Origin of the sequence: Kineosporia sp. R_H_3, from assembly GCF_002198675.1 — a bacterium.
GTDB lineage: Bacteria > Actinomycetota > Actinomycetes > Actinomycetales > Kineosporiaceae > R-H-3.
The window spans coordinates 24,986-39,233 of sequence record NZ_MWLL01000084.1; the positions used below are offsets into that span (position 1 = coordinate 24,986).

Here is a 14,248-nt window from a genome sequence, read left to right on the forward strand (position 1 = left end):
TCAGGCACCTTCCAGCATGCTGTCCGTCTGGTCCGTGCCGCCGAGGCGCCGCAGCAGCAGTGCGATCCCGAGGCCGACGAGCACGAGGATCACGGCGATCGCGCTGGCCGGGCCCATGAGGTTGGCCATGAACCCGCGCTTGTACATGTCGAGCGCGAGCACGCGGGTCGCGTCGCCGGGGCCGCCTGCGGTGAGGACGAAGATGAGGTCGAAGAAGGTCAGCGACCCGACGACCATGAGCGTCGAGGACGTGATGATCGTGTACTTGAGCTGGGGCAGGGTGATGGAGAAGAACTGCCGCAGCCGGCCCGCGCCGTCGATCTCGGCGGCCTCGTAGATCGAGCGCGGGATCTGCCGGACGCCGCCCTGGTAGATCAGGGAGTGGAACGGGATGAACTGCCAGGAGACGATGAACACGACGACGCCGACGGCGAGGGTGTCCTTGCCGAGCCAGTCCTGCTGCAGGAACGACAGCCCCAGGCCCGCGCCGAGCCCGAAGTTCGGGTCGAGCAGGGCCTTCCAGGTGATGGCGATCGCCGCGGACGACAGCAGCAGCGGGATGAAGTAGAGGACCGCGAGGAACCCGCGGTAGCGCTGGTGGCCGGCGAGGAACGTGCCGAGCAGCAGGCTGGCCGGGGTCTGCACGAGCCACGACAGGATCATGATGAGGAACGTGACCCCGAGGGAGTGCAGCAGCTGCGGGTCGCCGAGGACCGAGCGCCAGGCGTTGAGCCCGTCGGGGTGGATGTCGCCGATGCCGTCCCACTGCGTGAACGACAGGAAGAGGACGCCGAACAGCGGGACGACCCCGAAGGTGACGAAGAAGAGGAGAGCCGGGAGGACCAGCCAGCCGAGGGACCCGCTCCGCCCGCCGCTGTTGGCGGACCGGGTGCCCTTCACGACGGGCGGAGCGAGCGTGCTCACTGGCCGATCGTCGCGTTCAGGTTGGTCGCGAACTGCTCGGGGCTGATCGACAGCTGGAAGAGCTTGGCGATGTTGTCGAGCAGCACCTCGGCGGCGGTCGGGCTCAGCGCCTGGTCCCACGACTGCGCGAAGCTCTTCGCGCCGCTGGCGATCGAGTACTGGAACTTGAGCCAGTCGGCGTCCTCGCCGGCGCCGATGAGGCTGTCGGCGCCCTGGACGATCGGGATGTTCCCGGCGCCGATCCAGGCCTTCTGCTCCTCGGCGTCGAGGACGGCGGTCTTGAAGAACTTCTTCGCGGTCTCCTTCTCGGCGTCCGTCGCCTTCGAGGAGATCGAGAGGTACTGCGCCGGGTTGCCGACCGAGTCGCTCGGGTCGCCCTTGCCGCCGTCCACACCGGGGAAGTTCATGTAGCCGAGGTTGCCACCGGTGACGAAGTCACCGCCACTGCCCTTCATGCCGCCGTACGTCCACGCGCCGTGGACCATCATCGCGGCCTTGCCCGTGTACAGCAGGGCCTGGTCGGCGTTGGAGTCGGCGGTGATCGAGGAGAAGCCCTTGATGAAGCCGTTCGCCTTGATGAGCTTCTGCATCTCGGTGAGCGCCTGGATCGCGGCCGGGTTGGACCACGCGTCCTTCTCGCCGTCGAAGACGGCCTGGAACACCTCAGGGCCGCCGATCCGGTCGAAGAGGAACTCGAGCCACATCATGTTCGTCCAGCGGGACTGGCCGCCGAGCGAGAAGGGCGCGATCTTCGCCGCGTTGAACTTCGGCACGAGGTCCAGGATGTCGCCCCACGACTGCGGCGGCTGAACACCGACCTTCTCGAAGACCTTCTTGTTGTAGAAGAGCACGATCGGCGTGACGGTCTCGGCCGGCATCGCGTAGATCTTGCCGTTGACGGTCGCCGCGCCGAAGGCCGCCGGGAACAGCTTGTCCTTGACGTCGGCGTTCTCGCCGAACCACGAGGTGAGGTCGTCGACCTGGCCGGCGTCCACCCAGCTCTTCAGGCCGCCGCCGCCCCAGCCCCACAGGATCGTCGGGCCCTGGCCGGCGCCGAGCGCCGTCTTGATCTTCTGCTTGTAGGCGTCGTTCTGGAAGAGCGTCTGGGTGATCTGGGTGCTCGCGTTGGCCGCGTTGAACCGGGCGACGGTCGCCTTGCGGATGTCCTCCTGCGGCTGACCGGTGAGGGTCCAGTAGGTGGCGCCGCTGCCGGCCGCCGCGGAGCCGCCACCGGCGGCCGCGCTGCTGCTCGTCGACGTGGGCCCCGAGCTGCCGCAGGCGGCGAGGGTGGCGCCGGCGACGGGGAGGCCGGCGGCGAAGGTGAGGAAGCTGCGCCGAGAGGTGGTCCTTGGATCCACGCTGATCTCCGGGGTGAGGGCCGCGGTCCGGCCGCGGGCACGGGGTGCTCCACCCGGCAGTCATCCCCACAGTGAGGCGGGAGCGAAACATTTCGAAAGACTGCCGTGAGCCGTAACGTAGATTTCGGTCGGTGATGTGTCAATAGGCGGGGAGGTCTCTTGCGACATCGCGACCAAAGCGCAACACTCCCAGCAGTGCTGAGCGTGCCGATGGTCCCTGGGTGACTTGGTCGCTGCGGTCTACATTTCGAAAAGTTTCGATGTTCGGTCCGGCAAGGAGACAACGATGGCAGGCCCCACGCACAGCGCCCCCGACGCCCGCACCACGGCGGCCTGGAGGGACACGAGCCGCCCCGTCGAGGAGCGTGTGGAGGCGCTGCTGGCCGCCATGACCCTCGACGAGAAGGTGGGCCAGCTCGGCAGCCGGTGGGCCGGCAACGACATGCACGCCGACGCCGGACCGGACGGCGGATCCGACGCCGGGCAGCCGCCGGCCGACGCGCCCGGCCAGGCCGCGGACCCGCTCGCCCTCGACGGCTCCGACGAGCCCGGCGAGACCTTCAACGTCGCCCCCATGCAGGACGTCTTCGCCGCCGGCGGCACCGTCGCGCTTGAGGACGCCGCCGTCCACGGCCTCGGCCAGCTGACCCGGGTCTACGGCAGCCGCCCGGTCTCGGTCGCGGAGGGGGCGGCCGAGGTCGTCCGGCAGCAGCACGTCGTCCTGGAGCGCTCGGCGCTCGGCGTCCCGGCGATCGTCCACGAGGAGTGCCTCACCGGCTTCACCGCCTACGGCGCGACCGTCTACCCCGCAGCGATCGCCTGGGCCGCCACCTTCGACCCCGAGCTCGTCGAGCGGATGGCAGCCGCGATCGGCCACGACATGGCCGCGCTCGGGATCCACCAGGGTCTCTCGCCGGTCATGGACGTCGTCCGCGACTACCGGTGGGGCCGCGTCGAGGAGACCATGGGGGAGGACCCGTACCTCGTCGGGATGCTCGGCGCCGCCTACGTGCGCGGGCTGGAGAACGCCGGCGTCATCGCCACCCTGAAGCACTTCGCCGGGTACTCGGCGTCCCGGGGGGCCCGCAACCACGGCCCGGTCCCGATGGGGCGCCGCGAGCTGCTCGACATGATCCTCCCGACGTTCGAGACGGCCATCGCCCTCGGCGGCGCCCGGTCGGTGATGAACTCGTACTCGGACGTGGACGGCGTCCCCGCCGGGGCCGACCCGTGGCTGCTCACCGAGCTCCTGCGCGACGCCTGGGGCTTCACCGGAACGGTCGTCTCGGACTACTGGGCGGTGCCCTTCCTCGCCTCGATGCACCGGGTCGCGGCCGACTTCGACGACGCCGGCGCGCAGGCCCTCACGGCGGGGATCGACGTCGAGCTCCCCGACACCCTCGGCTTCGGCCAGAACCTCGTCGAGCGGGTGCGCAGCGGCGCCCTCAACGAGGCCCTCGTCGACCGCGCCGTCCGCAGGCACCTGCGGCAGAAGGTCGAGCTCGGGCTGCTCGACCCGGACTGGACCCCCGAGGCCTCGGTCGCCAAGGCGGCCGGCGTCGACCTCGACGCCCCGGCGAACCGGGCGATCGCCCGCGAGCTCGCCGAGCGGTCCGTCGTCCTCCTCGACCCGGGCACCGTGCTGCCGCTGCTCGGCGAGGGCCGCCCGGCGCTGCGCCGCGTCGCCGTCGTCGGGCCGTGCTCGGACGACCCGCGCACCTTCATGGGCTGCTACGCCTTCCCCAACCACGTCCTGCCCCGGTACGCCGACAAGGGGCTCGGGGTCGACGTGACCTCGGCCGTCGACGCGCTGCGCTCCGAGCTCGCGGGCGGCGACCCGGCCGGCGGGGTCGACGTCGTCCACGCCCGCGGCTGCGACGTCCTCGGCGAGGACCGGTCGGGCTTCGCGGACGCCGTCGAGGCCGCCCGCGGCGCCGACGTCTGCGTCGCGTTCGTCGGGGACCGGGCCGGCCTGTTCGGCCTCGGCACCTCCGGCGAGGGCTGCGACGCGCCGGACCTGCGGCTGCCGGGCGTCCAGCAGGACCTGCTCGACGCCGTCCTCGCGACGGGCACCCCGGTGGTCGTCGTGGTCGTCTCCGGGCGGCCCTACGCGCTCGGTGACCTGCACGGACGCGCCGCCGCGCTGGTCCAGGCGTTCATGCCCGGGGAGGAGGGCGGCGGGGCGGTCGCCGGGGTACTCTCCGGTCGTGTCCAGCCGACCGGCAAGCTCCCCGTCCAGATCCCTCGCGGGGTCGGCGGGCAGCCCGGCACGTACCTCGTGCCGCCCCTCGGCTCGCCCGACAGCGCGGGGATCAGCAACCTCGACGCCGCGCCGCTCTTCCCGTTCGGTCACGGCCGCTCGTACACGACGTTCGCCGTCTCCGACCTGCGCCTGTCCGCCGCCGAGGTGCCGACGGACGGCGAGCTCGCCGTGACCGTCCGCGTGGCGAACACCGGTGGGCGGGCCGGTGACGAGGTCGTCCAGCTGTACCTGCACGACGTCCTCGCGAGCGTCACCCGGCCGGTCAAGCAGCTCGTGGGCTTCGCCCGGGTTCCGCTTGCCGCCGGGGCCGCGGCCGACGTGACGTTCCACGTCCACGCCGACCGGACGGCGTTCACCGGCCGGGACCTGCAGCGCGTCGTCGAGCCCGGCGACGTCGAGGTGCTCGTGGGCACCTCGGCGGAGGACCTGCCGTGCCGCAGCGGCTTCACGCTCACCGGTGCGCTGCGCACCGTCGGGCACGGCCGCCGGCTCCACACGCCCGTCGACGTCGTCGCGGTCACCGGGTAGCGAGCCGGTCGTGGACAACGGGGCGCGCCGCGGGCGGCCGACGCTGGCGACGGTCGCCGCGTCGGCCGGCGTGTCCGTCGCCACCGTGAGCAAGGTGCTCAACGGGCGCAGCGACGTCGCCGCGGACACCCGGGCCCGGGTCCAGGACGTGCTCCAGCAGCACCAGTACGTGGCGCCCGCCCCGCGGCGGGCCGAGGGCCACGGGACGCCGACCGTCGAGCTCGTCTTCGACTACGGGCTCCACGCCTACACCGGTGAGGTGGTCCAGGGCGTGCTCGACGCCGCCGTCGAGCTCGGCGTGACGATCACGGTGAGCAGCGGGCCGCGCCGCGACCGGGTGCAGCCCACCCCCGAGTCGCCGAGCGCCTGGGCCCGGCGGATCGCCGCGGCCGGCCGGCGCGCCGTCGTCGCGATCACCGGTGAGCTCACGGCCACCCACCTCGCCGCACTGGACCGGGCGAAGGTGCCGGTCGTCGTCATCGACCCCCTCAATCCGCAGCTGGCCCGGCTCACGAGCGTCGGGGCGACGAACTTCGCCGGCGGCATGACCGCGGGCGAGCACCTGCTCGCCCTCGGGCACCGGCGGATCGGCTACGCCGGTGGCACGCCGACCGCCGCGTGCAACCAGGCGCGGGTCGGCGGGCTGCGGGCGGCCCTCGAGGCGCAGGGGCTGCCGCTGCCGCCGGAGTACGTCACGGCGGCGCTCTTCGACTACGGGTCGGGGTTCGAGGGCGGCGCCCAGCTCCTCGACCTGCCCGAGCCGCCGACGGCCATCTTCGCCGGCTCCGACGAGGTCGCGCTCGGGGTCATCGAGGCGGCCCGGGTGCGGGGGATGCGCGTCCCGCAGGACCTGTCCGTCATGGGGTTCGACGACACCCAGCTCGCACGCATGGCGTCGCCGCCGCTCACGACGATCCGGCAGCCGCTCTCCGAGATGGGCGCCGTCGCGCTGCGGACCGCGTTGCGGCTCGCCGCGGGGGAGACGATCGACTCCCACCACGTCGAGCTCGCGACGCGGCTCGTCGTCCGCGGGTCGACCGCGGCGCCTGCCGGCTGACCGTCAGGCCAGCGCCGACCCGGCGACCCACTTCTTCCAGGACAGGTTCCACGGGTACAGGCCCGGGTCCTTGGTGGCGATCCGCTCCTGCGGCCCGCGGCCGCTGCGGGAGACGATGACCGGGTCACCGGGGACGGCCTGCTCGAAGAACATCCGCGCGTTCCGCGTCGAGAGGTGGACGCAGCCGTGGGACACGTTGGCGCGCCCCATGAGCCCGTCCCAGGGGGCGGCGTGGACGAACGTGCCGGACCGGGTGATCCGGGTCGCCCAGAAGACCTCCTGGTCGTAGTACTCGGGGTTCTTCTTGTCGCAGGTGATCCGGGCGCTGCACGAGTCCATCTGGATGGTCTGCGACTTGTTGAGCACGGTGTAGGTGCCGCTGTACGTCTCGAGGCCGCGCTTGCCGCCGCCCGTCGGCCACGTCCCGACGAGCTTGCTGCCGTGGTAGAGCTTCGCCGTGTGGGTCGTGAGGTCGACCTTGAGCAGCCGCTTGGCGCCGATCGTGAAGGTCTGGGCGTAGTCCTTGCGGCCGTAGCGGCCGGCGGCCGCCTTGACGCCGCCGACGCGCATGTTCAGCGAGACCTTCGTGCCCGGCGTCCAGAACTCCTTGGGGCGCCAGTCGACCTGGGTGTCGCTGAGCCAGTGCCAGCTGCCCGTCACGCTCTCGCCGGCGGGCGTCCGCGCGTCGACGACGAGACGCTTCTCGACCGCGGCCTTCTCGGTGACGGCGGTGAGGAACTGGACGACGATCGGCTCGGCGACCCCGACCTTCGCGCCGGCCTCGGGGGTGACCGTGAAGCCGAGCTTCTGGTCGACCGGGACCGCCTTGACGGCGAACTTCGCGGCCGACGGGCGGTCCTGGCCCACGGCGTCCTTGACGGTCGCCGCGACGACGTACGACGTCCCGGGGGTCGGGGTCTCCTCGGACAGCCAGGTGGCCCCGTCGGGGGCGATGTCGCCGTCGAGCGCGACGGCGCCCTTCGCCGTCGCGACCTGGACGGATGTGAACGACCCGCCGGTGACCGCGAGCCTGACCCGCTTGCCGTAACCGATCTTGGACCCGCCGGCGACGGTGACGACCGGCGCGGGTGCGGTGGGGGTGGCCGTCGCGGACGGGGTGCTCGTCGCACCGGCCTGGGCGACGCCGGCCGTGCTCGGGGCGCTCGACCCCGCCGTGGACGGCGAGGTGCACGCCGTCAGGGCCGCGACGGCCCCGAGCGCGACGAGCCGCAGCCCCTGGCTGCGCCGACCGGGTCGCGCCCCGCGACGACCGTTCCCGTACGCGGGCATGCCACGCATCACTGCACCTGTCCTCGAGGAAGCGGGTCGGGACGGCCACCCCAGGCGTCCCGTCGACTGCTCCGACCATAAGTCATGGCGCCGCGCGATCCCGGGCTGTCGGGCAAGATCGCGCGGTTCCGGTGCGTGCCGTCGGTCTCAGGTCCCGAGCGCCGCCCGGGCCCGTGCCGCCGCCTGCCCCGCCTGGAGGAAGCGCGTGCCGGGCTGGTCGCGCAGGTCGGTGAGGAACGCCTCGAGCATGAGCAGCCGGCCGGGCCGCCCGATGACCTGCGGGTGCATGGTGAGCATGTACAGGCCGCCGAGCGCCCGGTAGCCGGCCGCCTCCTCGGCCCAGATCGCCCGGACCTCCGCCGCGCTGCGGATCGTCTTCGTCCACGAGCTGTTGTCGAACCAGAAGTGCGGGGCGTCGTCGAGCGTCCAGTGCACGGGCAGCTCGACGAGGTCGTGCCCCGGGTGCAGGTACGGCCGGAGGTCGTCCATGAGGTTCGAGGAGTACGTGAACCCGTGACGCACGAGCAGGTCGAGCGTCACCGGGCTGAAGCTCCAGGCGGGCGAGCGGTAGCCGGTGACCTCCGCGCCGAACCCGCGGAGGACCTCGAGGCCGCGGACCAGCTCGGCCTCCTCCTGCTCCGGCGTCAGCCGGGCCGGATGGGTGTGGGTGTACCCGTGGTGCCCGAGCTCGTGGCCCGCGGCGACGATCTCCCCGACCCGGTGCGGGTGCCGCTCCGCGACCCGGCCCGGCACGAAGAACGTCGCGGGCAGCCCGAGCCGGTCCAGCAGCGCGAGGATCGCCGGTACCGCGACCTTGGCGCCGTAGGTGCCCTGCGAGAGCGTGCCGGGCCGGTCCGCGTTCGCCGGGTCGCTGCCGATCCAGACCTCCTCGGCGTCGAAGTCGAAGCTGAGGACCACGTCGAGGGTCTCGGTGCCGGGCACGGGGCCTCCTGGGGCGGGCGGGTTCACGGATGGCCGTCGAGGAGCATCCGCAGCCGGGTCGCCGTCCGGCCGACCTCCTCCAGACCGCTGCGGTGGCCGTTCACGGCCCGGCACGCCCAGCCGAGCCGCAGCGCCGTCCGGACCGCCGCCTCCCGCCCGGCGGCCGGTACGTCGTCCCCGAACGGGGCGAGGTAGGCCTCGACGAACGGCGCGGTGCCGACCGATCCCTCGACGTCGTCCGGTCCCCACGCGATGACGCCCTCGACGGCGACGGACAGGGACAGGAACGGGTGGGTCACGCAGGCGTCGCCCCAGTCGAGCACCCGGTAGCCGTCGGCCGCCCGGTAGATCTGCCCGTCGTTGAGGTCGTCGTGCTGGACCGTCTCGGCCGGTCCGGACGCCGCGAGCGCCGCGCACATCTCGCGGACCCGGTCCGTCGCCGCCGCGGCCCGCCGGGCCAGGTCGGCGCCGTCCGGGGCGTCGGCCGCGAGCGCGCCGGCGACCTCGTCGACGGTCTGCGCGTAAGCGTCCGGCAGGACGGCGAGCCGCAGGTCGGGGGCACCTGCCGCGAGCAGGGCCGGGACGTCGTCCGTGCAGTCGCGCTGCAGGCCCGCGTAGCGCGGCAGCACCTCGAGCCACGCGTCGACGCTGCGCTCGCGCGCGACGATCTCGCGCAGCCGCTCCCCGGCGTCGGCCATGAGCATCCAGCCGCGGTCCGGGTCGGCCGCGAGCAGCGCCGGCACGCAGTCCGGACGGCGGGCGGACACGACGGCGTGCACGGCCACCTCGTGACGCAGGGACGGTGCGGTCGCCTTGAACCACAGCGGCCCGGCGGCCGTCGGCACGCGGTGGACCGTCGACCAGGCCTGCTCGTGGACGACCTCCGCCGGGCCGGTCGGCGGCGTCCCGAGGGCGGTGAGCCGCTCGGCCAGCCAGTCGGCGGCGTCGCGTCGCCGGGCGGGGTCGTCCCAGGCCGTCATGGCGGCCACCCTAGGGGCCGGGCGCGGGCGCCCGCCCCCGGGTTTCGGTGCCGCCCCGCGGGGCACTGCGGCCGGGTGACGAGCCCCGCCCATGCCCGGACGACCGTGCCGGCGACGCCCCTGTGCCGGTGGTGCGCGGAGCCGGACGTCGAGTTCGGCTGGTACCCGTCCGCGCTGCACGAGGTCGCCGACGCGCTGCCGACGACCGCCCGGCTCGCCGCCGCCTGCCGCGGCACCGGTGACCGGCCGCTCCTCGACCGGGTCGCGGACGCGCTCGACCGCTACCGCGGGCCCTCGACCGCCCCCGGGCCGGTCGTCGACATCGGCGCCGGCTTCGGCGGCCCTGCCGCCTGGCTGCGCCGGTACCGGGGGGTCGCGACGGTCGGTGTGGAGCCCTCGGCGGACGCCGTGGCCGCCGCCCGCGGGCTGTTCCCCGAGGTCCCGATGGTCCGGGGCGACGCGATGCGGCTCCCGCTCGCGGACGGCGCGTACGAGGCGGCCCTCGTGCTCGGGGTCGTCTCGCTCGTCGACGACGTGCCGCGTGCGCTCCTGGAGGCGCGCCGCGCCGTCCGGGCGGGCGGGGTGCTGGCGCTCACCGACTACGTGGGGCTGGACGTCTCCGCCCAGCAGGCCGTCCGGGAGGCGCGGGCCGCCGGGCATCCCGTGCTGCCGGTCGGGACCAAGGTGCGGCTCCTGCGGGACGTCCTCGCCACGGTCGAGGCGGCCGGCTGGGTCGTCGTCGAGTCGGGCGTGGGGCCGCCCGAGCCGGACGAGCAGTGGGTGGACGCGCGCGAGGAGGTCGACCGCGTCGTCGAGTCCCACGTCGCGCGCACGCCCCACGGGCTCGGCGCCGCCTGCCGGCGCGCGCTGCGGGCGGAGCGGCGCGCGCGGACGCGGTTCGCCGAGGCCGTCGACGGCGGCCTCGTCAGCCGGGTCACGCTCGTCGCCCGGGCGGTCTGAGGCCGGACGCGACGCGAGCCCGGCCCTCCGGCGCCGATGGTCCGGCGCCCGTCGCCGGGGCCGGGGAGTTCAATGGCGGCGTGCGCCGACCGCCCTGGCTCAGCCGCACCCTCGTGGTGCTCACCCTCGTCTCCCTGACGCAGGACGCGGCGAGCGAGCTGCTCTACCCCCTGCTGCCGCTGCTGCTCACCGGCGTCCTCGCCGCACCGCCGGTCGTCCTCGGGCTCGTCGAGGGGGCCGCCGAGGTCACCGCCGGGCTCAGCCGCTACGTCGCGGGCCGCTGGTCGGACCGGCGCGGCCGCACGGTCTTCATCGGGGCCGGCTACGGGCTCGCGGCGGTCGGCAAGGCGGTCGTCGCCGCGGCGACGGTGTGGCCGGTCGTGCTCGTGGGCCGGGTCGTCGACCGGCTCGGCAAGGGCGTCCGGTCGGCGCCGCGGGACGCGCTCATCGCGGCCTCGGTGCCGCCGGAGGCGCTCGGGCGGGCGTTCGGGTTCCACCGCGCGGGCGACAGCCTCGGTGCCGTCGTCGGGCCGCTGCTCGGGCTGCTCGCGCTCGCCGCGACGGACGGCGACCTGCACCGCGCGCTCTGGTGGGCCGTCGTCCCGGCGACCCTGTCCGCCCTGCTCGTGCTCCTCGTCAGGGAGCGGCGCCCGGTCCCGGTGCCCGGCCCGTCCGTCGTCCCCGTCGTCCCCGCCGTCGCGCCGCCCGCGGTCGGCCGTCCTGTGTCCGTTCTGCCGCAACGGTTCTGGCGGGTCATCGCGGTGCTCGTCCTGTTCGCGGTGGTGAACTTCCCCGACACGCTCGTGCTGCTGCGGGTCATGGAGCTGGGCTTCTCGACGACGCAGGTCGTCCTCGCGTACGTCCTCTTCAACACCGTCTACACGCTCGGCTCGTACCCGGCCGGACGGCTCGCGGACGCGCTGCCACCGGCCGTGGTCTACGGCGCCGGGCTCGTCGCGTTCGCCGTCGCCTACACCGGTCTCGGGCTCGTGGACGGCGGTCCCGGGGTGTTCGTGCTCGTCGCGGTCTACGGGCTGTTCCCGGCGTTCACGGACGGCGTCGGCAAGGCCTGGGTGTCCTCGCTCGTGCCGGACGCCGTCCGGGGCCGGGCGCAGGGTGTCTTCCAGGGCCTCACGAGCGGCGCCGTCCTCGTGGCGGGACTCTGGGCGGGCCTGCTGTGGGACCTCGGGCCGGGGCAGGGGGTCGTCCCGCTCGTCGTCTCGGGTGGTCTGGCCGCGACCTGCGCCGCCGGGCTGCTCGCACGCGGCAGGATGGCGGCATGAGCGAGGAGCAGTTCGTCATGACCCCGATCGGCCACGTGCGCGGCGGCCGCACGGCAGCGATCGACGACGACTGGGGCGGTGAGCGTGCGGTGATCGAGCTGGACGCCACCCGGTTCGACCCGGACGCGACCCTCGGGCTGGCCGAGTTCTCGCACATCGAGGTGGTCTTCGTGTTCCACCTCGTCGACGAGGAGATCGTCGAGACCGGCTCCCGGCACCCGCGCGGCCGGGAGGACTGGCCGCGGGTCGGGATCATCGCTCAGCGCGCCCGCAACCGGCGCAACCGGCTGGGCCTGTCCCGGTGCCGGCTGCTCGCCGTCGACGGGCTCCGGCTGTCGGTCGAGGGCCTCGACGCGATCAACGGCACCCCGGTGCTCGACGTCAAGCCGTACATGAGCGAGTTCGCCCCGCGTGGCGAGATCCGCCAGCCGGCCTGGTCGCACGAGCTCATGGCGCGGTACTGGTCGCTCGGCGACGCCTGAGGCGCCCGGGACGTCGACCCGGGCCAGGTTGACACCGGTTGACAGCGCGGCGCCGTCCGGCCCTTCCGGTGCACCGAACCCCGACTGATCATGAGAGTGGCCGGTGCGTCGCACCTGCCGCACGGGGTGCACGGGGAAGGGACGACGGGGATGGCGAAGAAGCACGGACCCGGGGACAAGGGGTTCTTCAACGAGCGGACCGCCGATGCCGACCAGGGCACGAAGTTCGTCGCCACGGAGGTCCACGAAGGGCTGTTCGTCGGCTCGTACGTGACCGGTAAGACCGACAAGGGCAAGAAGTTCCGCAGGGTCGACAGTCAGAAGCTGACCTTCGAGCCGGACAAGAAGAACAAGAAGCGGTAGCGGCTCCGGCCCCGCCCCTCCGGTCGGAGGTGGGGCCAGCCCCCGGTACGGGCGGTGGCCGGCCGGATGTCCGGCCCGGCCGCCGTCCGCTGCACTGGACGGATGACGACCTCCGGTCTGCGCAGACCTGCTGCGGCACAAGGGATCCCCCAGTACACGCGCGGCGGTGTGCTCGCCGTGTGGGCCGCGGCCGCCGTCCCGATGGGGCTGCTCTCCTGGGTCGCGGCGCCGTGGCTCGCCGACCGGCTCGACGGCCCGGCCCCGCTCGCCCAGGCGTTGCTGCTGCTCATGACGGCAGGACTGGTGTGGCAGTTCGTCCTGGTGGTCCTGCTCGTCGCGCGGGAGCGGCGTGGTGGGTCCGTCGCGGGCCTGCGGGACGCGCTGTGGCTGCGCGGGCCGACGGACGAGCGCACCGGTCGGCGGCTGCCGCGGGCCTGGTGGTGGCTGCTCCCGCTGCTCGCCGGGACCGCGCTCTTCCAGCTCGTGCCCTCGTTGCCCGTCCCGGCCGACCGGGACCTCGGGCTGCTGCTGTCCGGCGCGGAGGGCGAGGCGCTGCTGCGTGGCGCCTGGGGCTGGTTCGCCGTGGTCGTCGTCCTCGCCGTCTTCAACACGGTGCTCGGTGAGGAGCTGCTGTTCCGCGGCTTCCTGCTGCCGCGGATGCAGACCGCGTTCGGCCGCGACGACTGGGTCGTCAACGGGGTGCTCTTCGCGCTCTACCACGTGCACCAGCCGTGGTCGATGCCTGCGGCGCTCGCCGACACGGTGCTCCTCGCGCTGCCGTCGCGCCGTTTCCGTAGCGCGTGGTTCGGCATCGTCGTGCACAGCGCCCAGAGCGTGCTCGTCGTCGGGCTCACGCTGGCGGTCGTGCTGTCCTGACGCCGTCCGGCGGTCAGGCCCGGTCGGGGTCGGGGATGACGTCGGTCTCGAGCCGGAACCGGTCGAGCGCGGGCGCGGCGAGGCGGTCGATCAGGGAGCGGTAGAGCGTCTCGGCGGGCACGGCCGGCCAGTCGTCGGGGAGGAAGTCCAGCGGCAGCCTCGGGTCGTCGCGGACGACCTGCAGCCAGTCGGTCCCGAGGACGACGAAGCGCACCAGCGGGTCGGCCCCGGTCCGCGCCCCGTCGGTGTCCGTCCAGCGCCCGAGGAACCCGGTGTACCGCCGCGCCAGCGCGTCGAGGTCGTAGGCCTCGGCGACGAGGCGGCCGGCGTCCGTCGGGCCGGCCGGGGTCCCCTCGAAGACCCGGAGGTGGTCGTCGAGACCGAGCCCGTCCACGACCGCCGTCACGTCCACCCGGCGCGGGACGACCCAGAGCCCGGCCTGCACCATGCCGAACCCGGCCCAGCCGAGCCGGGCGCGCAGGTCGTGCCGCTCGCGCTGCCAGGTCTCCGGCATGGAGAAGGCGACGACGGTCCACGCGCCGTCCCAGCGCGACGTCGTCGTCACGCCGTCGTCGCGGACCCGGGTACGACCGCCGACGACGGTCCGCAGACCGTGCTCGGTGAGCCCGAAGTACGCCCGGCGGCCGCGCAGCTCGCGCCGGAGCAGCCCGCGGCGGGTCATCCGGGAGAGCGTCGCGCGGGCGGCGGCCTCGCCGACGCCGACCCGGTCGAGCAGGTCGACGAGGCTGCTGCTCGCGACGAGCACCCCCTCGTCGGCGACGAAGTCGCCGAAGTACACGAGGAGCACCGACTGCGGCCGCAGCGAGGCCTCGGCGGTCGCCTCGCCGCTCCCGGCCGGGTCGGCGCTCACGGCCCGCACCTCGCTCACCCGAGCACTGTAGGGCGCCGACCCAACGTGTGACTATCTGTTGACGGCAGTCA

General features: G+C 74.0%; 13 protein-coding genes. 7 read left to right on the top strand and 6 right to left on the bottom strand.

The features are described from left to right. Together ECOMGDLI_RS05925 and ECOMGDLI_RS05930 are read right to left on the bottom strand one after the other, a co-directional pair. Window positions 1-924 (bottom strand): carbohydrate ABC transporter permease, encoded by a 924-nt coding sequence (locus ECOMGDLI_RS05925; protein WP_233153332.1) that lies wholly within the window; start codon window positions 922-924, stop codon window positions 1-3. Then, window positions 921-2,282 carry an extracellular solute-binding protein gene (locus ECOMGDLI_RS05930; RefSeq protein WP_088315060.1) on the bottom strand — a complete coding sequence of 454 codons (1,362 nt, stop codon included), beginning with the start codon at window positions 2,280-2,282 and terminating at the stop codon, window positions 921-923. Before ECOMGDLI_RS05930 ends, ECOMGDLI_RS05925 begins: the two co-directional genes overlap by 4 nt. Window positions 2,283-2,568: 286 nt before the next feature. Here ECOMGDLI_RS05930 and ECOMGDLI_RS05935 point away from each other — a divergent pair, with 286 nt between their 5' ends. Both ECOMGDLI_RS05935 and ECOMGDLI_RS05940 read left to right on the top strand, forming a co-directional pair. Next, window positions 2,569-5,073, top strand: a complete 2,505-nt coding sequence (locus ECOMGDLI_RS05935; protein WP_198954592.1) for a glycoside hydrolase family 3 N-terminal domain-containing protein — start codon at window positions 2,569-2,571, stop codon at window positions 5,071-5,073. Window positions 5,074-5,083: 10 nt separating this feature from the next. Beyond that, window positions 5,084-6,130: a LacI family DNA-binding transcriptional regulator gene (locus ECOMGDLI_RS05940; RefSeq protein WP_088315100.1), complete on the top strand. Its 1,047-nt coding sequence runs from the start codon at window positions 5,084-5,086 to the stop codon at window positions 6,128-6,130. A 3-nt stretch (window positions 6,131-6,133) separates the two neighbouring features. Here the strand turns inward: ECOMGDLI_RS05940 and ECOMGDLI_RS05945 are convergent, their stop codons facing one another. From ECOMGDLI_RS05945 to ECOMGDLI_RS34480, 3 genes are all read right to left on the bottom strand, one after another. Further along, window positions 6,134-7,429, bottom strand: coding sequence for an Ig-like domain-containing protein (locus ECOMGDLI_RS05945; RefSeq protein WP_158220908.1), 1,296 nt, complete (start codon window positions 7,427-7,429; stop codon window positions 6,134-6,136). Between the two features lie 138 nt (window positions 7,430-7,567). After that, window positions 7,568-8,362, bottom strand: a complete 795-nt coding sequence (locus ECOMGDLI_RS05950) for a polysaccharide deacetylase (protein WP_158220909.1) — start codon at window positions 8,360-8,362, stop codon at window positions 7,568-7,570. 23 nt (window positions 8,363-8,385) lie between these two features. Continuing rightward, a complete protein-coding gene (locus ECOMGDLI_RS34480; RefSeq protein ID WP_158220910.1) occupies window positions 8,386-9,342 on the bottom strand; it encodes a hypothetical protein in 957 nt (318 codons plus the stop codon). 75 nt (window positions 9,343-9,417) lie between these two features. Here ECOMGDLI_RS34480 and ECOMGDLI_RS05955 point away from each other — a divergent pair, with 75 nt between their 5' ends. The 5 genes from ECOMGDLI_RS05955 to ECOMGDLI_RS05975 all read left to right on the top strand — a co-directional run bounded on the left by ECOMGDLI_RS05955 (window position 9,418) and on the right by ECOMGDLI_RS05975 (window position 13,306). Then, window positions 9,418-10,302 (top strand): class I SAM-dependent methyltransferase, encoded by an 885-nt coding sequence (locus ECOMGDLI_RS05955; RefSeq protein ID WP_143447539.1) that lies wholly within the window; start codon window positions 9,418-9,420, stop codon window positions 10,300-10,302. An 80-nt stretch (window positions 10,303-10,382) separates the two neighbouring features. Then, window positions 10,383-11,585 carry an MFS transporter gene (locus tag ECOMGDLI_RS05960; RefSeq protein WP_088315070.1) on the top strand — a complete coding sequence of 401 codons (1,203 nt, stop codon included), beginning with the start codon at window positions 10,383-10,385 and terminating at the stop codon, window positions 11,583-11,585. Continuing rightward, window positions 11,582-12,067: a TrmO family methyltransferase gene (locus tag ECOMGDLI_RS05965; RefSeq protein ID WP_088315072.1), complete on the top strand. Its 486-nt coding sequence runs from the start codon at window positions 11,582-11,584 to the stop codon at window positions 12,065-12,067. The genes ECOMGDLI_RS05960 and ECOMGDLI_RS05965 overlap by 4 nt, the downstream gene beginning before the upstream one ends. Window positions 12,068-12,217: 150 nt before the next feature. Beyond that, on the top strand, window positions 12,218-12,430 hold the full coding sequence (locus ECOMGDLI_RS05970) for a hypothetical protein (protein ID WP_088315074.1): 213 nt from the start codon (window positions 12,218-12,220) through the stop codon (window positions 12,428-12,430). Between the two features lie 102 nt (window positions 12,431-12,532). Continuing rightward, a complete protein-coding gene (locus tag ECOMGDLI_RS05975) occupies window positions 12,533-13,306 on the top strand; it encodes a CPBP family intramembrane glutamic endopeptidase (protein WP_198954593.1) in 774 nt (257 codons plus the stop codon). A 13-nt stretch (window positions 13,307-13,319) separates the two neighbouring features. On the opposite strand, the gene ECOMGDLI_RS05980 is transcribed toward ECOMGDLI_RS05975, so the two are convergent. Beyond that, window positions 13,320-14,195 carry a PaaX family transcriptional regulator C-terminal domain-containing protein gene (locus ECOMGDLI_RS05980; protein WP_088315077.1) on the bottom strand — a complete coding sequence of 292 codons (876 nt, stop codon included), beginning with the start codon at window positions 14,193-14,195 and terminating at the stop codon, window positions 13,320-13,322. Window positions 14,196-14,248 lie beyond the last annotated feature (53 nt).